This is a genomic window from Pseudomonas sp. B8(2017) (assembly GCF_002113575.1).
Classification (GTDB): Bacteria; Pseudomonadota; Gammaproteobacteria; order Pseudomonadales; family Pseudomonadaceae; genus Aquipseudomonas; species Aquipseudomonas putida_Z.
Map to the genome: position 1 here is coordinate 1 of NZ_NEIO01000016.1, position 16,874 is coordinate 16,874.

Genomic DNA, 16,874 nt, shown 5'->3' on the forward strand with positions numbered 1-16,874 from the left:
TCACAAGCACCCACACGAATTGCTTGATTCGATTTGTTAAAGAGCGTTTGGTTAAGAGCTTTTCGTCTCAACCGAGGCGCGCATTCTACGCTTTCCTCATTTGCTGTCAAGCGTTTATTTTGAAGTTTTTTACAACCGGTTTCTTTCGAAACCCTTCAACCTCAACAACTTACCGCTTGCCTCGAAGCGTTCATCGCTGCGAGGAGGCGAATAATACGCGCTTTGAAATCAGAGTCAACACCTTGATCTGAAAAAACTTTCTGCCGGCGTTTGTCTCCTCGCCGGCAACTAATGAAAGCGCCGCGAATCTGTAGAGAAACACCCCCACGGAGCGTAGCGGCCATGAGCGATGCGCAAAGCGAGAAAACCCCGGGCCTGTCGGCGGACGAGGAGCAGGAAGTCAGCCTTAGCCAGCCGCCCCGCGCGGCAGTACTGCACGAGATCATTCGGTATCAGGGCGACCAGGAACTGGAGCGTACACTCGCCGCACTGTGGTGGTCGGCACTGGCCGCAGGCTTGTCCATGGGGCTGTCGCTCATGGCCATGGGCCTGTTCTACGCTCGTCTGCCGGAGGGGGACAGTGCTCAGGTGGTCGCCAGCATCGGCTACAGCGCTGGCTTCCTTGCAGTGATACTGGCGCGTCAGCAGTTGTTCACCGAAAACACCCTGACCGCCGTGTTGCCGGTAATGACCGCCCCCACCCTGGCCAACTTCGGGCGCCTGCTGCGCCTTTGGAGCGTGGTACTGCTTGGCAACCTCGCCGGCACCTTGCTGGTGGCCTGGGTAATGCTGGAACTGCCGATCTTCGACAGCAAGACCGACGTGGCCTTCCTGGAGGTGGGCCGCAAGGTCATGAAGAACGATATCAGCCAGATGTTCGCCAAAGGCATCGTATCGGGGTGGATGATCGCCACCATGGTCTGGATGATCCCGTCGATGGAACACGCCAAGATCTGGATCATCCTGATGATCACCTACCTGATGGCCCTGGGCGACTTCACCCATATCGTGGTCGGCTCGGTCGAGGTGTCCTATCTGGTCTGGGCTGGCGATGAAACCTGGCGCAGCTTCTGGTTGGAGTTCGCGCTGCCGACACTGGCGGGCAACATCATCGGCGGCAGCTTCATCTTCGGCTTGATCAGCCATGCACAGGTGCGCAGCGACAGCGGCAAACCGCCCTCACGGCTACTGAAAGAGGACCAGCCACCCTCCCCGCGCCGCAACAACGGCAACAAATGAACTTCAACGTGCCGCGACCACACGCTCGTTCGCCTGACCGCGCTGACGCACAGGCCGCGGCTGCCACCAGTTCTGCCCGGCGTGAGGAGAGTCGAGGCTGACCCGCTCCCCCATCTGCGGCGTGCTCAGGCGCACCTGTGCCTGGTTGGCCAACGCCAGGATGCGCTCGAACGGCTCCTGCCAGCCATGCATGGACAAGTCGAAGGTGCCGTTGTGAATCGGCAACAGCCAGCGCCCGCGTAGATCCAGATGGGCCTGCAGGCTCTGCTCCGGCTGCATGTGCACATCGGGCCAGGCGACGTTGTAGGCCCCGGTCTCGATCAGGGTCAGGTCGAACGGCCCGAAGCGCTCGCCAATCTGCTTGAACCCATCGAAGTAGCCGGTATCGCCACTGAAGAATACCCGCACATCCTCGTCGACGATCACCCACGACGCCCACAAGGTCCGGTTGCTGTCCAGCAGCCCACGCCCGGAAAAGTGCTGAGCCGGGGTGGCGACAAAGCGCACACCCTCGACCTCGCTTTCCTGCCACCAGTCCAGCTGCCGCACCTTTGCCGGTGCTACGCCCCAGGTCATCAGCAGGTTGCCTACGCCCAGCGGCGCCAGGAACACACTGGTGCGCGGTGCAAGTTGGCGAATCGCCTGTTCGTCAAGATGATCGAAGTGATCGTGGGACAGTACCACCGCAGCCAACGGCGGCAACTGGTCCAGCGCCAGGGGCGGCGCATGGAAGCGCAGTGGGCCGGCCCACTGCACCGGCGAGGCGCGCTCGGCGAATACCGGGTCGGTAATAAAGAAGCGCCCGCGCAGCTTGAGCAGTACCGTGGAATGGCCCAGGCGCCAAAGGCTGCGGTCGGGCGCATCGAGCACCTGCTGGCGGGTCATGGGCTGGAGACTGACCGGTGTGGCCGGCCGGGTTTCCGGCGGTTTGCGCAGGAACAGGTACTTGAGCCCGATGCGCAGCTTCTTCAATACGCCATCCTGTGGCAACGACGCCTGATTGTGAAAGCGCCCTTCCCGCTGAGGCGCCGGCTCGCCGGCAGGGTTGGCCAAAGGGACCATCAGCAACACTCCGAGCAACAGGAAAGCCTTCATGTTACCCCACAGTGATCGGATCAACCGTGAATTGGCTTGTAAGGTCATTTTTCGTCGATGAAACACTGTTCAACAATATTCATGCGAGTTATGCGATAAACGGTGCTTCAGCAGAAGAACGATGACCAATATGGATAAACGCAGCGGCAAAGGACTTTCATTCGCCAAACGCATCTACCTGCCGCGGGTCATCGGCCTGGGGATCGGTCTGTTCAGCGTCATGGCCGCCATGGCGCCGCTGTCACCGCCCACCTGGGCATGGCTGCTGTTACTGTTCAACGGCCTGCTGTGGCCGCATGTGGCCTACCTGTGGGCCGCCCGTTCGGCCATGCCCTATCAGGCAGAACAGCGCAACCTGGTGCTGGACTCCCTGATGGGTGGGTTCTGGACCGCCGCCATGCATTTCAATCCATTGCCCAGCGTGACCGTGCTGTCGATGATGACCATGAACAACGTCGCCGCCGGCGGCAAACGCATGGTCGTTCGCGGGGTGCTGGCCCAACTGGCGGGCATGCTCGTCGCCATCCTGCTGCTGGGCCCCGGCCTGCAACTGAACGCGACGCCCCTGCAGGTCTATGCCTGCCTCCCGATGCTGACCCTCTACCCGCTGGCGCTGGGCTGGGTCTGCTACCAGTTGGCGATCAAGCTGGCCGACCACAAGCGCCGGCTGAGCACCCTGAGCCTTACCGACAGCCTGACCGGGCTGCTCAACCACGGCGCCTGGAAAGACCTGCTGCTGCTGAAGTTTCAGGCTTGCCAGCAGCAACAGGGGCACGCGGTGATTGCCCTGATCGACATCGACCACTTCAAGACCATCAACGACACCTTCGGCCACGTGGTCGGCGACTGTGTGCTGCGCCAGCTCGGCGCCGAGCTGCGGCGCAATCTGCGCGAAGGCGACCAGGCCGGGCGTTACGGCGGTGACGAATTCTGCGTGATCCTGCCGGACACCAGCGAGGCCCAAGCCTGCCAGGCCATGGAGCGCCTGCGCGAGCAGGTCGCCAGCTACCGTAACCCGCAGTTGCCGCACCTGCGCATCAGCCTGAGCATCGGCCTTTCGGCACTCGAGGCCGACCTGGAGTCACCCGAACACTGGCTCGAACAGGCGGACAAGGCGCTGTACACCGCCAAGCATGCCGGGCGCGACCAGGTCAATTTTGCCCACAGAGACGCTGCGGCGCTCAGGCTGGCCTATCCTGATTGAACCTCCTTCCTGACCAACTGGCGGGAGGCTGCCTGAAGGAGCCGCTCGCGCATGGCCAGGACCGCCAACCTTCCACCCGCCAGCCCCACACCACGCTTCCAGGTGCGTCGCCTGATTGCCGGCTTCAGCACAGTTTTCGGTCTGGCCTGCCTGATCATCCTCGGCGCCCTGTTCAATATCGCGGGTACTCTTGACCATCAGGAACGCCAGCGCAGTGCCTCGCAGGCAACCAAGGCGCTGGAGCAACGGCTGCTCGCCTCGCGCCAGTTCCTGTCCAGCTATGCCGTGTGGGATGCTGCCTTCGAACACCTGGCGGGCCAGGCCGACTGGAAATGGGCCTACGAAGAAAAGAACGTGGGCGAGTCGCTGTACAGCGCCAGCGGCTATGAAGGGGTGTTCGTGGTGGAGGACGCTCGCACCACCTACGGTTTGTTCAAAGGCCAGCCTACCCAGGCAGCGGCCAATACCTATATTGATGCAGCGCTGCAGCCAATCATCGACCAGGCTCGGGCGGCGGCCATCCCACGTGAACAGATCACCCGTTTCGTCCTGTTCAACGGTTGGCCGGCAGTGCTCAGTGCCGCGGCGGTGCGCCCGGACCGGGATGTCACCGATAGCGAGGTGCGCCAGGCGCCGGTGATGCTGTTCGTCGACCAGCTCACCGAGGAAAAGCTGGCACAGCTGAGCAGCGGTGCCGGCCTGACCGGCATGCATGTGGAAAACGATGATGTGCGGGAGCACGGCCACCTGCGCATCGACCTCGGCGATACCGGCTACCACCTGTCCTGGAGCAGCCCGCTGCCAGGACACCAGTTGCTGCGTGCGGTGTTGCCGCCGCTGGCGGGTGCCTTGCTGATACTCGGCCTGGTCATGCTGTACCTGTTCCGCCATGCCTTGCGCAGTTCGCGGGCGATCGACCTCACGCTCGCCGATCTGCAGCAGAGCAACCAGGCCCTGGAGGCCAGCGAGCAGCGTTTTCGCGCGGTGGCCGAGTCGGCCTCCGACTGGATCTGGGAAACCGATCGGCAACAACGCCTGACCTACCTTTCGCAACGCTTCGTCAATGTCACCGGCTACCCGGTGGACGACTGGCTCGGCCACCCGCTCAATCAGTTGCTGGCCTGCGATACCACGCCGCTCTCGCCGTGGCTGGATGCCCTGGCCGCGGCCGACCCGCAACAACTGGCCAACCTGCGCTGCACCTACCGCGACCAGAATGGCCAGAACCGCTACTGCCGGATATCGGCCCGCGCCATCTGGTACGACGGCAAGCCCGTCGGTTTTCGCGGCACCGCCAGCGACATCACCGACGAAGTCGACGCTCATGCGCGCATCCAGCACCTGTCGCTGCACGACCCGCTGACCGGGCTGGCCAACCGCAACAAGCTCGCCCGGCACCTCGAGCAGGCCTTGTTGCGCGGCAGTGATTCGCCGCCACTGACCTTGCTGCTGCTGGACCTGGACAACTTCAAGCCGATCAACGACTCCCTCGGCCATGCCGCCGGTGACGCCGTGCTGCAGGAGGTAGCAACACGCCTGCGCGACAGCACCCGCGATGGCGACCTGGTCGCGCGCCTGGGCGGCGACGAGTTCCTCCTGGTGCTCGGCGGCATGGACAACCGCAGCGAGATCGACCGCTTCTGTGCGCGCCTGATCAGCCTGCTGCAGCAACCGATCATCTTCGATAACCAGCCCCTGCACGTTGGCGCCAGTATCGGTGTCGCCCAGACCCGTACCCAGGGCTTCGATGCCGGCGAGCTGATTCGCTGCGCCGATATCGCCCTGTACCAGGCCAAGGCCGACGGCAAGTGCACCTGGCGCTATTTCGCTGCCGAAATGAACCAGCAGATCCAGTACCGCCGCCAACTGGAGAACGACATGCGGCGGGCCCTGCGCAACCAGGAATTCGAGCTGCACTACCAGCCGCGCTATCGCCTCAGCGACCTGCGCATCGTCGCGGTCGAGGCTTTGCTGCGCTGGCAGCACCCGCAGGAGGGGTTGCTGGGGCCGGACACCTTCATTCCGTTGGCCGAACAGAGTGACATCATTGTTGCGCTGGGCCGCTGGGTGCTGCGCGAAGCCTGCCGCACCGCCCATGACTGGCCCGCCGATGTACTGGTTTCCGTGAACCTGTCACCGGCGCAGTTCCTGCGCAGCGATGTGGTGGCCGATGTACGCGAGATCCTGCTGGAAACCGCCTTCCCTGCCCAGCGCCTGGAGCTGGAGATTACCGAGAACGTGATGCTCAATGACATCGAAGGCGCGCTGGGCACCATGCTGTCGCTCAAGGAGCTGGGCGTGCGCCTGAACATGGACGACTTCGGCACCGGCTACTCGTCGTTGGGCTACCTGCGCACCTACCCGTTCGACAGCATCAAGATCGACAAACGCTTCATCGGCGGGCTGAACAACACCGCTGGCAGCGACCGCGCCGTGGTCCAGGCCATCATCAACCTGGGCGAAGCGATGGGGCTGACGGTGACGGCCGAAGGGGTGGAGAGCGAGCAGCAGCTCAGGGCATTGCAGAAGGACCGCTGCCATGAAGTGCAGGGCTATTACCTGAGCAGGCCGCTGGACAGTGCGGGGCTCGAGGCGTTGATGCAGCAGGCATCCCAGCGTTCGGCGCCCTAACTGTAGCGCGTGGAGGTAACTGTCTTGTCCAGGTTTGATACTTGCACACCCCCTGTGGGAGCGGGTTCACCCGCGAAGAATGCGACGCGGTATATGGCACCGGCTTCGCCGGTGTTCGCGGGTGAACCCGCTCCCACAGTGATGGTGCAGGTTTTCGGTATTCGAGCTAGGCAGTTACTCCGCTATTACAGAGCGGAATCCCGCTGCAAGCTGCGCTCTGCCACGATTTCCGGCAGGTCGCGCCGGCGCAGGTAGGTGCGCAGCGGTTCACCGATGTTCAAACGGTCATCCACATGCTGCTCCAGCAACAGCGCCAGCCGTTCGCGGCACAGGGCCATGCGCTGCCCTTGCTCGGGCCGCCAGACAAACTCGCTGCAGGGCGTGATGCTGGCGTCGGCCACGTCCATGCCGAACGAATCTTCGGAAAAACGCACGATGTGCACACCGCGCTTGCCATGAAAACCGACGAAGCCCTTGAGCTGGTCGGCAGCGTTGCAGATGTCCTGGGAAGTGATGGCCATGACGTAACCTCGCAATGAAATCGGAAGATACGCACGCCAGGCGGGGTGGTTGCCTCTGCCGGGCAACTCGTGACTGGCAGCCTAACGCAAGCCGTCGCACAGGCGCCACGGTTTTCATCGATCAGCGGTCACCGTCAACCTGCGAATGCAGCACCTCGCCCAGCCACTGCATGAAGGCCTGCACCCGGCGTGGCACGTGCCGTTGCCGGGCATACAGCAATGACACGGGCATGGCCGGGGCCTGCCAGCCTTCCAGTACCGAAACCAGCTCACCGCGCTGCAGGTGCTCGGCCACGCCCACCGCCGGCACCTGGATCAGTCCCAGACCGGCCAGGCAGGCCGCCGAGTAGGCCTCGGCATTGTTGACCGTGACCACACCGGCCATGGCCTGGAAGTGCAGTTCACCGCCCTGCAGGTATTCGAAACCGGCACTGCGCCCTCCCAGGGTGCGCACGTAATGCACCAGGTGATGCTCGGCCAGGTCCCGCAGCGTGCGCGGCACTCCATGGCGGGCCAGGTAGGCAGGGCTGGCACAGTTGCGCATGCTCAGTTGCCCGACCGGGCGCGCCACCACGTCCAGGTCATGCAGGGCACCAATGCGCATCACACAATCGAAGCCTTCACGCAGCAGGTCGACCTGGCGGTCGGTGCAACTGAGCTCCACCTCCAGGCGCGGGAAGCGCTGCAGAAACTGCGGCAGCGCCGGGATGATGACCCGGCGGGCCATCATGGTCGGCAGGTCGACCCGCAGGCGCCCGGCCAGCTCGGCATCGTCGGCGCAGAACAGGCTCTCGATTTCGTCCATGCCCGACAGCAGGTCCTTGCTGCGCTCGTACAGCAAGGCGCCATCCTGGGTTGCCTGCACCCGGCGGGTGGTGCGGTTGAACAGCTGCGTACCCAGCAAACGCTCCAGCGCCCTGACCTGCTCCGACACGGTAGAACGGGGTAGCCCCAGGCTCTCGGCAGCCAAGGTGAAACTGCTGACCTCACTGACCCGCACAAAGGTGCGCAACAACTCCAGCTTGTTCAATTCAGGCCTCATCTATCCGGTTTTACCGAACAGTATTTCCATATTTGCTGGATTTAACAGCACAACACCGACCAATAACCTGTGCTCATCAGCCCACCATGAGGTTTTCACCATGACCCGCAAGATTGCCCTGATCACTGGCGCCAGCCGCGGCCTGGGCCGCAACACTGCCGAACACCTGGCCGCACGCGGCATCGATGTCATCGGCACTTACCACAGCAAGGCCGAGGAAGCCCAGGCCGTGGCCGCGCGGCTGGAGCAGGCGGGGGTCAAGGCCGCCATGCTGCAACTGGACGTCAGCGACAGCGCCAGCTTTGCCGGCTTCGCCGAACGCCTGGGGGCAACCTTGCAGCAACACTTCGGTCGCGAGCGTTTCGATTTTCTGGTGAACAATGCCGGGATCGGCTTGAACGTGCCATACACCGAAACCAGCGAGGCGCAGTTCGACCAGTTGCTGAACATCCAGCTGAAAGGGCCGTTCTTCCTCACCCAGCGCCTGCTGCCGCTGCTGGTCGACAATGGCCGCATCGTCAACATTTCCACTGGCCTGGCGCGCTTTGCACTGCCGGGGTATGCCGCCTATGCCGCGATGAAGGGGGCGATGGAGGTGCTGACCCGCTACCAGGCCAAGGAACTGGGCGCGCGTGGTATTCGCGTGAATATTCTGGCGCCGGGGGCGATCGAGACGGACTTTGGCGGCGGCGTGGTGCGGGATAACCGCCAGGTGAATGAATACATTGCCGGCAACACGGCGCTGGGGCGGGTGGGCTTGCCGGATGATATCGGGGCAGCGATTGCGCTGTTGCTCGAAGATGGCAATGGCTGGATCAACGGGCAACGGCTGGAGGTTTCAGGCGGGATGTTCCTCTGAGGTCAGGTTTTCTGGGGCCGCTTTGCGGCCCATCGCCGGCAAGCCAGCTCCCACCTCGACTGCATCGACCTCAAGCATTGTGCAGTACCTGTGGGAGCTGGCTTGCCGGCGATGATGCCAGGACAGGCAACACAGGACAGTTGCTCCCAACACCGCATGAGCCTGGGCTGCCAGCGATCGGGCCACAGAGTAGCCACCTGCCTCATTGCTCATGCACCTGCACACTGGCCGTCATCCCCGCACTCAGGGTCACCCCCTCCGGCACCTGGTCCAGGCGGATCCTCACCGGTATCCGCTGCGCCAGGCGCACCCAGTTGAAGGTCGGTTCAACCTCCGGCAGCAACTGGCTGTCGGGGTTGCTGTTGCGGTCGGTGATACCACGGCTGATGCTCTCTACATGCCCTTGCATCGGCTCGCCTGCGCCCATCAGCCAGACCTTCACCGCATCCCCCACACGAATGCGCGGCAGCTTGGTTTCCTCGAAGTAGGCCTGGATATAGAAGGTTGAATCGTCCACCAGGGCCATCACCGATTCCCCGGTGTTCACATAGTTGCCCTCGGCCAGGCGCAGGTTGGTGATATGCCCGCTGCGCGGTGCCCGCACTTCACTGCGCGCCAGGTTGATTCTGGCAACCTGCAACTGTGCCTCGGCCTCATGCAGCTCACCGCGGGCGATGGCCGCATTGATCTGGGCGTTCTCCCGCAATTCGGCACTGATCGCCTCCGGCCCAAGGGCGGTACGCCGGGCCGCTTCACGCTCGCGCAGGCGCAGTTGCTGACTGCGGGTCTCGGTCACCGCGCTGGCCTGGTCGAAGGCCGCCTGGAAGCGTTCGCGGTCGATGCTCATCAGCAGGTCGCCGGCCTTGACCTGCTGGTTGTCACGGGCCTTCAGCTCGCGCACCCAGCCGGACACATCGGGAGCGATCACCACCACATCGGCGCGCACACGGGCATCGCGGGTCCAGGGGGTGAGCATGTAGTACTGCCACAGCTGATAGCCGGCGAAGACGGCAAGGGCCACCACACACAAGGTGACCAGGGTACGTACGGCCGCACGCATCGAAACACTCCTTTATAAAGCTCCCAGCAGTCGCACTACCAGGAACAACACACAAACGAACAACGCCGCATCGAACAGCGCTTCATGCCAGATCCAGCGCCCCAACGGCGTGGCCTGCACCACCAGACGCAACACGCCGGTAAGCACCAGCGCCAGCAACACATAAACCAGGAAAGGGCTGAACAGCACGCCGCCCAATTCCCACTCACGCAACCCCATGGGCTTCCTCCTGCCAGTGGCACCACTTGCCCCAGCTTTTTTGCAGTTGCAGCACCGCCCCTTCGGCCAACCGCAGCGGATCGCTGGAGGGTAGACGGCGCAAGGCGCCAATGAACTGTTCGCTTGCGGCATCCAGGCTCTGTCCACGCCCTGGCGCCGGCCCTTTGGCCAGCACTGCCTCTACCTGCTGCAGGTATTCGCGCTCGGCCCGCCCCAACGGGGCTTGGGCAACCGCCAGGCACATGCGCAGGTGCACCAGTTCGTCGCCGATATCCAGGCCGTGCAGGCCGTCGTCCCAGCGCTTGCGTTCGCTCTCGGGCAGTTCGCCGGCATGCCGCGCCAGTTGCATCAGGCGGTCGGCCATGCGCCCGCCAAACCAGCTGTCGGCCCCGCGCAGGTCGCGCCGGGTCAGGCGCACCAGGTCGTTCTGGGTCGCCGCACGCAGGCGCCGGCCCAGCCAGGCCGGGTGGCGGAACACCAACAAACGGAAGGCCATCACCGCTGCCGACACACCCACCAGCATGGCCAAGGCACTGTTGAGCATGGTGGCCACGCCGAACTGCATGGCATTGAGCGGCGACACCAGCACGATGAAATGCAGGCAATAGGAGGTGGCCGTGGCCCCGGTCCGCGGGTGAGCCATGCCCAGCGCACCAAGAAACAGCGGCACGCCCATGCCCAGGCAGAGCATGGCGAAGCTGCTCCATTGCGGCAGCAGAATCTGCCCGACCAGAAACGCCGCAGGTATCGCCAGGAAAATCCCACGCAAGAAGCTCAGGCCGATCTGCGCGCCGTTCTCGCGGCTGGCGAACAGGCTGCAGACCACGCAGGTCAGCACCAGGCCACCTGGTGCCGAAGGCCAGGCGGTGGCCAGCCAGAAGCCACTCATTACCAGAAAGGCCAGCGCACTGCGTGAGCCGAACAGCAAAGCCAGCGACCAGTCGCGGTGCGCGGCCAGGCCTTGGGACACATCTTTGGGCGCCCTGCCCGCCTCCACATCGTCCAGCGCCTGGCTGGCAGCCATGGCGTAGTCCAGCAGCAGCGCCATGCGCGCCAGGCAGAAGTGCTCCGCCGGGCTGATCTGTTCATCGTGGGCAGCATCCCAGATGCGCTGGCGCAGCAACAACAGGTTCGGCTGGTCGGGCTTGCCCAGCAGTGCACGCACTTCCTCCAGCCAGGGTGCCAGGCGTTCGGCCTCGCGCTCATCAAGTTGCCGCCACTGCCGGCGCACCGAACGGGAAATGCGCAACAGCACCATCAGTTTCTGGCTCAGGCCACGAATGGCACGAGCGCGCTGGCGCCCGCGGTTGCCTTCGAACCAGGCGTGTTCGCGTTGGCTGTCGATGGCAACGATACGCCCCAGGCTTTCCAGCAGGCCTTTGCGCGCCTCGTCTTCGCCGCCCAGCATGGCACTGGCGGCCTGCAGGCCGTTCTGCCAGGCCTGGCGGGCCTGCCCGCCCAGTTGCTGCTCTACCCGCATGGGCCAGAGCAAGGCACTGCTGGCGGTGGCACAGAAGATACCCAGGCAGATCTCGGTGCAGCGCGCCACGGCCTGGTCGAACACATGCAACGGGTGGTCGATGGCCGGCAGGGCAATGATCGCCGCGGTGTAGCCTGCCAGCACGAAGGCATAGGCCCAGGCGCTGCGCAGTTGGGTGGAGGCGGCGGTGCACAGGGCCAGCCACAGGGCCAAGGTGAGCAGGAACAGCCATGGGGTCTGGGCAAACAGGCCGATGAACAGCACCGACGCAAACGTGCCGACCAAGGTACCGGCCAACCGCGCCAGGCCCTTCTGCACCACCATGCCCGACAACGGCTGGGCGACGATGAAAGCGGTCATCAGTGCCCAGGACGGTTGCTCCAGGCCCCAGCGCATCGCCAGCCACAGCGCCAGGCCGCCACCGAGCAGGGTCTTCATGGCGAACTTGAGGGCGAGGCTGCTGGGGGCGAATAGGGCCTGGAGGGTGATGGGCACGAGACGGACCTTGCGGGGATGGTCTTGTAGAAAGATAGACAATGGGGGAAGGATAAAGCGGAAACGATTAATTAGCTAGCTAATCATCTTTGTTGTGGACAGGCTTTCCTGTGCTGCCCTCTTCGCGGGCACGCCCGCTCCCACATGGGACCGCGCACAGTCCGAATCCTGTGAAGTCATTGTGGGAGCGGGTTTACCTGCGAAAAGGCCGGTACAGGCAACACCAAAATTGCAGGCAAAAAAATGGGCGACCGAAGTCGCCCTAAATGCCTTGCGTGCTCGTGTACCCGGAAGGTCAGCGCGGCTTGCGCTTGTTCGAGTCCTTCCAGATGAAAATGCCCAGACCGGCAAAGAAGACGACCATCAACCCGACCGTTACCACTCCGGCGATAACCACGTTGTCGAAGAACATGCTGGCCTCCCCATTCGTTTGCCGTTGTCCGATGGGTGCAAGTTAACCAATGTGGGGGCGGGGAAAATTGATCGGTGTCAATGGTGCCCGGGGCCGGGCACGCGAGGCGGGTGCAGGGTTGACCTGCGTCAAGTTTCAGCGCTTCTTCGGCTTGCCCTTGGGCTTCTTTTTCTTGGCGGTGTTCAACGGCAGGGCCTGCTCGAACGCATTGCGCATTTCGTTCAGGCGCTTTTCCTTGAGGTCGTGGACGCGCTTGGCGCGTTCGGCATCGAAATCGATGAGGTTGTCTTGGCTCATGGGTGGGCTCGACGATCAACTGAGACTTGCATGATGAAGCCAGGCGCTGGCGCTGACCAGCCCCATGTCAGACTTCGATGTCCACCAGCAGCCCCTGGCGTACATGCTCGCCCATCAACGGCGCCACCGGCACGGTATTGTCGGCGTTGACCTCGTCACCGGGCATCGCACTGTAGCGTTCGTCGTCGCCCTTCTGCCGGCGTTGCTGCTGGCGGCGCTGCTCGTCGCGCAGCAGCAGCGCCTGCTCCTGTGGGTCACGCTGGTGCTTGAGGTCGATGGCACTTTCACCGGATGCAGGCTGCGTCGGCACCACCGGCTTGATGTCGGGTGTCGGCTTGACCGGGTCCTGTTGCGAGGTCACCGGCGCGGCACTGAGCGGAATGATCGGTGGCAGCATGGACGTTCTCCTATGCCCACTGTATCGGCAGGCGCGGGCTTACCTTGATGGCAGGCACAACACTTATTCGGCTTCGTCGTCAGGGTCGTCGTCGCTTGGCGGGCTGGCCTCGCTCCAGGGCCGCTTGTACACCTGCTGCCAGACCGCGTCCATGTGCTCGCGAAGCACCTGCGGCGCGGCCTTGAGCGAAGCGCTGTCCTCACGCTCACCGCCGATCGGCTCTTCACCCGCCGGGGTGATCAGCGACTGGCCGGTGATACTGTAGCTGGCCTGCCCTTCACGCATCTCGATGGCGATGTCGTGCGGGTCGATGCCACCGCCGCAGAAGGCATGGCTGGCGACCGTCACCTCGGCGACACCGTCCTTGTTCAGGTCGCCGACATCGCTTACGTCGTTATAGAAGTCCACGTCCAGGTCCAGGCCCGGGCAGGTGGTTTCCTGTTCGATCTGCCAGCGCGCCTTGAACGCGTCGTTTTCGGCGGTGCGCCCGTAAAGCGTGGCCTTGAGTACCACCTTGTCCACTTCCTGCTCGCTTTCCGGGTCGCTGGCCTGGCCATCGCTGCGGCTCAATACCAGCAGGCCTTCACCGTCGCGGTCACGAAAGTGCACGCTCTTGATCGGCGTCTGCACGCCCAGTACCTCGAGCTGCTCGATCGGGATGGCGGGCAAGGTCTCGAAGTTTTTCTGCTCGCAGGCGGCCAGCAGCAACAGGCTGCCCACGGCCATCGAAGTGCTGATCCAGCGGTGCTTGGCAGACATGTTGATCCGGGGCCCTCGTCGGCAGCACGGTGGGGGCGATGAAGCGGCTAGACTGTTGCTACCTATCGCACTTCGGCACCTTTCGATGCGCTCGGCACTTTGGTCTGACCGGCCGATCCGTTAACATAACCGGCTTTTTCATCGCGGGAGTTCAGGCAGTATGGCGCAGCAGTATCAACCGGGGCAACGCTGGATCAGCGACAGCGAAGCCGAGCTCGGCCTGGGTACCATCCTGGCGCAGGATGGCCGCCTGTTGACCGTGCTCTACCCGGCCACTGGCGACACCCGCCAGTATTCCCTGCGCAATGCGCCGCTGACCCGCGTGCGCTTCTCGCCAGGTGACCAGATCACCCACTTCGAAGGCTGGAAGCTGACCGTGCGCGAGGTCGAGGACATCGACGGGCTGATGGTCTACCACGGCCTGGACGGGCAGAACCAGCCGCGCACCCTGCCGGAAACCCAGTTGTCGAACTTCATCCAGTTCCGCCTGGCCAGCGACCGCCTGTTCGCCGGGCAGATCGACCCGCTGTCGTGGTTCAGCCTGCGCTACAACACCCTGCAGCACACCAGCAAGCAGATGCAGTCGGCGCTGTGGGGCCTGGGCGGCTGCCGTGCCCAACCCATCGCCCACCAGTTGCACATCGCCCGCGAAGTCGCCGACCGCAGCGCGCCGCGCGTCTTGCTGGCCGACGAAGTGGGCCTGGGCAAAACCATCGAAGCCGGCCTGGTGATCCACCGCCAGCTGCTGTCGGGCCGCGCCAGCCGCGTTCTGATCCTGGTACCGGAAAACCTCCAGCACCAGTGGCTGGTGGAAATGCGCCGCCGCTTCAACCTGCAGGTGGCCCTGTTCGACGCCGAGCGTTTCATCGAAAGCGACGCCAGCAACCCGTTCGAGGATGCCCAGCTGGCGCTGGTGGCCCTGGAGTGGCTGGTCGACGACGAAAAGGCCCAGGACGCGCTGTTCGCCGCCGGCTGGGACCTGATGGTGGTGGACGAAGCCCACCACCTGGTCTGGCACGAAGACCAGGTCAGCGCCGAATATGGCCTGGTCGAACAGCTGGCCCAGGTGATCCCGGGCGTGCTGCTGCTCACGGCCACCCCCGAGCAGCTCGGCCAGGACAGCCACTTCGCCCGCCTGCGCCTGCTCGACCCCAACCGTTTCCACGACCTGGCCGCCTTCCGCGCCGAGAGCGAGCACTATCGCCCGGTGGCTGAAGCCGTACAGGAACTGCTCGACGAAGGGCGCCTGTCGCCCAAGGCCCACGCCACCATCCAGGGCTTCCTGGGTGCCGAAGGCGAAGCCCTGCTGGCCGCGGTCAGCGACGGCGATACCCAGGCCAGCGCGCGCCTGATCCGTGAGCTGCTCGACCGCCACGGCACCGGCCGCGTGCTGTTCCGTAACACCCGCGCGGCGATCCAGGGCTTCCCTGAGCGCCAGCTGCACCCTTACCCACTGGCCACACCCGAGCAGTACCGCGACCTGCCAACCGGCGAACATGCCGAGCTGTACCCGGAAGTCGCCTTCCAGGCCCAGGGCGAGGTGGCCGATGACGAGCGCTGGTGGCGTTTCGACCCGCGCGTCGACTGGCTGATCGACACCCTGAAGATGCTCAAGCGCACCAAGGTGCTGGTGATCTGCGCCCATGCCGAAACCGCGATGGACCTGGAAGACGCCCTGCGCGTGCGCTCCGGCATCCCGGCCTCGGTGTTCCATGAAGGCATGAGCATCCTTGAACGCGACCGCGCCGCCGCCTATTTCGCCGACGAAGAGTTCGGCGCACAGGTGCTGATCTGCTCCGAGATCGGCAGCGAAGGCCGCAACTTCCAGTTTGCCCACCATCTGGTGATGTTCGACCTGCCGGCGCACCCCGACCTGCTCGAACAGCGCATCGGCCGCCTCGACCGTATCGGCCAGAAGCACACCATCCAGCTGCATATCCCGTACCTGCAGGACAGCCCGCAAGAGCGCCTGTTCCAGTGGTACCACGAAGGCCTCAACGCCTTCCTCAACACCTGCCCTACCGGCAACGCCCTGCAGCATCAGTTCGGCCCACGCCTGCTGCCACTGCTCGAAGGTGGCGAAAGCAAGGCCTGGGAAGCCCTGGTGGCCGATGCCCGCAGCGAGCGCGAACGCCTGGAAGCCGAACTGCATACCGGCCGTGACCGCCTGCTGGAACTCAACTCCGGCGGTGCCGGCGAAGGCCAGGCGCTGGTCGAGGACATTCTCGAACAGGACGACCAGTTCGCCCTGCCGATCTACATGGAAACCCTGTTCGACGCCTTCGGCATCGACAGCGAAGACCATTCCGAGAACGCCCTGATCCTCAAGCCGAGCGAGAAGATGCTCGACGCCAGCTTCCCGCTGGGCGACGACGAAGGCGTGACCATCACCTACGACCGTGGCCAGGCGCTGTCGCGCGAGGACATGCAGTTCCTCACCTGGGAGCACCCGATGGTGCAAGGCGGCATGGACCTGGTGCTGTCCGGCTCGATGGGCAACACCGCCGTGGCGCTGATCAAGAACAAGGCGCTCAAACCCGGCACCGTGCTGCTTGAACTGCTGTTCGTCAGCGAGGTGGTGGCACCGCGCAGCCTGCAACTGGGCCGTTACCTGCCACCGGCGGCATTGCGCTGCCTGCTCGACGCCAACGGCAACGACCTGGCGTCCCGCGTGGCCTTCGAAACCCTCAACGACCAGCTGGAAAGCGTGCCACGCGCCAGCGCCAACAAGTTCGTCCAGGCGCAGCGCGACGTGCTTGCCCAGCGCATCAGCAGTGGCGAGGCCAAGGTCATGCCGGCCCACGTCGAGCGCGTGGCCGAGGCCCAGCGTCGCCTGACAGCGGAAGCCGACGAAGAACTGGCGCGTCTGGTCGCGCTGCAAGCGGTCAACCCGAGCGTGCGCGACAGCGAGATCGAAGCGCTGCGCAAGCAGCGCGAAGAGGGCCTGGCGATGCTGGAAAAGGCCGCCCTGCGCCTGGAAGCCATTCGCGTGCTGGTGGCTGGCTAATACAGGTCAGACACCGCCGCCTTTGTGGGAGCGGCCTTGTGTCGCGAAAGGGCCGCAACGCGGCCCCAGAATTGACGCGCAACAGTTGAAATTGCTGGGGCTGCTTTGCAGCCCTTTCGCGACACAAGGCCGCTCCCACAGGGGAGACCAACTTTCA

At 64.2% G+C, this 16,874-nt stretch carries 15 protein-coding genes; 5 read left to right on the top strand and 10 right to left on the bottom strand.

The window, feature by feature from the left end; translation table 11 throughout:
* Positions 1-342 precede the first annotated feature (342 nt).
* Positions 343-1,239: a formate/nitrite transporter family protein gene (locus tag CAG22_RS20060; RefSeq protein WP_085706020.1), complete on the top strand. Its 897-nt coding sequence runs from the start codon at positions 343-345 to the stop codon at positions 1,237-1,239.
* Between the two features lie 3 nt (positions 1,240-1,242).
* On the opposite strand, the gene CAG22_RS20065 is transcribed toward CAG22_RS20060, so the two are convergent.
* Positions 1,243-2,334, bottom strand: a complete 1,092-nt coding sequence (locus CAG22_RS20065) for an MBL fold metallo-hydrolase (RefSeq protein ID WP_085590165.1) — start codon at positions 2,332-2,334, stop codon at positions 1,243-1,245.
* A gap of 130 nt (positions 2,335-2,464) precedes the next feature.
* On the opposite strand from CAG22_RS20065, the gene CAG22_RS20070 reads away from it, so the two are divergent.
* Complete coding sequence (locus CAG22_RS20070; RefSeq protein ID WP_085706053.1) at positions 2,465-3,538, top strand: diguanylate cyclase; 1,074 nt, start codon at positions 2,465-2,467, stop codon at positions 3,536-3,538.
* 51 nt (positions 3,539-3,589) lie between these two features.
* A complete protein-coding gene (locus CAG22_RS20075; protein ID WP_085706021.1) occupies positions 3,590-6,169 on the top strand; it encodes an EAL domain-containing protein in 2,580 nt (859 codons plus the stop codon).
* A gap of 185 nt (positions 6,170-6,354) precedes the next feature.
* Here CAG22_RS20075 and CAG22_RS20080 read toward each other — a convergent pair whose 3' ends face one another.
* Positions 6,355-6,690 carry a DUF2025 family protein gene (locus tag CAG22_RS20080; RefSeq protein ID WP_013973906.1) on the bottom strand — a complete coding sequence of 112 codons (336 nt, stop codon included), beginning with the start codon at positions 6,688-6,690 and terminating at the stop codon, positions 6,355-6,357.
* Positions 6,691-6,811: 121 nt separating this feature from the next.
* The gene (locus CAG22_RS20085; protein WP_085706022.1) at positions 6,812-7,720 is read right to left on the bottom strand and encodes a LysR family transcriptional regulator; all 909 of its coding nucleotides are present in this window, start codon (positions 7,718-7,720) and stop codon (positions 6,812-6,814) included.
* Positions 7,721-7,832: 112 nt separating this feature from the next.
* On the opposite strand from CAG22_RS20085, the gene CAG22_RS20090 reads away from it, so the two are divergent.
* Entirely contained in the window at positions 7,833-8,591 is a 759-nt protein-coding gene (locus tag CAG22_RS20090; RefSeq protein ID WP_085692249.1) for an SDR family NAD(P)-dependent oxidoreductase, read from the top strand.
* A gap of 202 nt (positions 8,592-8,793) precedes the next feature.
* Here CAG22_RS20090 and CAG22_RS20095 read toward each other — a convergent pair whose 3' ends face one another.
* From CAG22_RS20095 to CAG22_RS20115, 7 genes are all read right to left on the bottom strand, one after another.
* The gene (locus CAG22_RS20095; RefSeq protein ID WP_075046110.1) at positions 8,794-9,651 is read right to left on the bottom strand and encodes an HlyD family secretion protein; all 858 of its coding nucleotides are present in this window, start codon (positions 9,649-9,651) and stop codon (positions 8,794-8,796) included.
* 12 nt (positions 9,652-9,663) lie between these two features.
* Positions 9,664-9,870: a DUF1656 domain-containing protein gene (locus CAG22_RS20100; RefSeq protein WP_085706023.1), complete on the bottom strand. Its 207-nt coding sequence runs from the start codon at positions 9,868-9,870 to the stop codon at positions 9,664-9,666.
* Positions 9,857-11,845: an FUSC family protein gene (locus tag CAG22_RS20105; RefSeq protein WP_085706024.1), complete on the bottom strand. Its 1,989-nt coding sequence runs from the start codon at positions 11,843-11,845 to the stop codon at positions 9,857-9,859. Before CAG22_RS20105 ends, CAG22_RS20100 begins: the two co-directional genes overlap by 14 nt.
* A gap of 295 nt (positions 11,846-12,140) precedes the next feature.
* Positions 12,141-12,257 carry a cytochrome c oxidase subunit CcoM gene (ccoM, locus tag CAG22_RS28900; RefSeq protein ID WP_025340347.1) on the bottom strand — a complete coding sequence of 39 codons (117 nt, stop codon included), beginning with the start codon at positions 12,255-12,257 and terminating at the stop codon, positions 12,141-12,143.
* Positions 12,258-12,392: 135 nt separating this feature from the next.
* Positions 12,393-12,554, bottom strand: coding sequence for a hypothetical protein (locus tag CAG22_RS28540; RefSeq protein WP_075046112.1), 162 nt, complete (start codon positions 12,552-12,554; stop codon positions 12,393-12,395).
* A gap of 67 nt (positions 12,555-12,621) precedes the next feature.
* A complete protein-coding gene (locus tag CAG22_RS20110) occupies positions 12,622-12,951 on the bottom strand; it encodes an aspartate-semialdehyde dehydrogenase (protein WP_085590175.1) in 330 nt (109 codons plus the stop codon).
* Positions 12,952-13,014: 63 nt separating this feature from the next.
* Positions 13,015-13,710, bottom strand: a complete 696-nt coding sequence (locus CAG22_RS20115; protein ID WP_025340349.1) for a M949_RS01915 family surface polysaccharide biosynthesis protein — start codon at positions 13,708-13,710, stop codon at positions 13,015-13,017.
* Positions 13,711-13,870: 160 nt separating this feature from the next.
* Between CAG22_RS20115 and rapA the strand changes: the two genes are divergently transcribed.
* Positions 13,871-16,717: an RNA polymerase-associated protein RapA gene (gene rapA / locus CAG22_RS20120; protein WP_085706025.1), complete on the top strand. Its 2,847-nt coding sequence runs from the start codon at positions 13,871-13,873 to the stop codon at positions 16,715-16,717.
* Positions 16,718-16,874 lie beyond the last annotated feature (157 nt).

What these genes read in the sequence shown, in the direction of transcription:
- CAG22_RS20070 (WP_085706053.1), top strand. Translation starts at nt 2,465, where the DNA reads ATGGATAAACGCAGCGGCAAAGGACTTTCATTCGCCAAACGCATCTAC.
- CAG22_RS20080 (WP_013973906.1), bottom strand. Translation starts at nt 6,690, where the DNA reads ATGGCCATCACTTCCCAGGACATCTGCAACGCTGCCGACCAGCTCAAG.
- CAG22_RS20110 (WP_085590175.1), bottom strand. Translation starts at nt 12,951, where the DNA reads ATGCTGCCACCGATCATTCCGCTCAGTGCCGCGCCGGTGACCTCGCAA.
- CAG22_RS20060 (WP_085706020.1), top strand. Translation starts at nt 343, where the DNA reads ATGAGCGATGCGCAAAGCGAGAAAACCCCGGGCCTGTCGGCGGACGAG.
- CAG22_RS28540 (WP_075046112.1), bottom strand. Translation starts at nt 12,554, where the DNA reads ATGAGCCAAGACAACCTCATCGATTTCGATGCCGAACGCGCCAAGCGC.
- ccoM (WP_025340347.1), bottom strand. Translation starts at nt 12,257, where the DNA reads ATGTTCTTCGACAACGTGGTTATCGCCGGAGTGGTAACGGTCGGGTTG.
- CAG22_RS20075 (WP_085706021.1), top strand. Translation starts at nt 3,590, where the DNA reads ATGGCCAGGACCGCCAACCTTCCACCCGCCAGCCCCACACCACGCTTC.
- CAG22_RS20100 (WP_085706023.1), bottom strand. Translation starts at nt 9,870, where the DNA reads ATGGGGTTGCGTGAGTGGGAATTGGGCGGCGTGCTGTTCAGCCCTTTC.
- CAG22_RS20115 (WP_025340349.1), bottom strand. Translation starts at nt 13,710, where the DNA reads ATGTCTGCCAAGCACCGCTGGATCAGCACTTCGATGGCCGTGGGCAGC.
- CAG22_RS20065 (WP_085590165.1), bottom strand. Translation starts at nt 2,334, where the DNA reads ATGAAGGCTTTCCTGTTGCTCGGAGTGTTGCTGATGGTCCCTTTGGCC.
- rapA (WP_085706025.1), top strand. Translation starts at nt 13,871, where the DNA reads ATGGCGCAGCAGTATCAACCGGGGCAACGCTGGATCAGCGACAGCGAA.
- CAG22_RS20095 (WP_075046110.1), bottom strand. Translation starts at nt 9,651, where the DNA reads ATGCGTGCGGCCGTACGTACCCTGGTCACCTTGTGTGTGGTGGCCCTT.
- CAG22_RS20090 (WP_085692249.1), top strand. Translation starts at nt 7,833, where the DNA reads ATGACCCGCAAGATTGCCCTGATCACTGGCGCCAGCCGCGGCCTGGGC.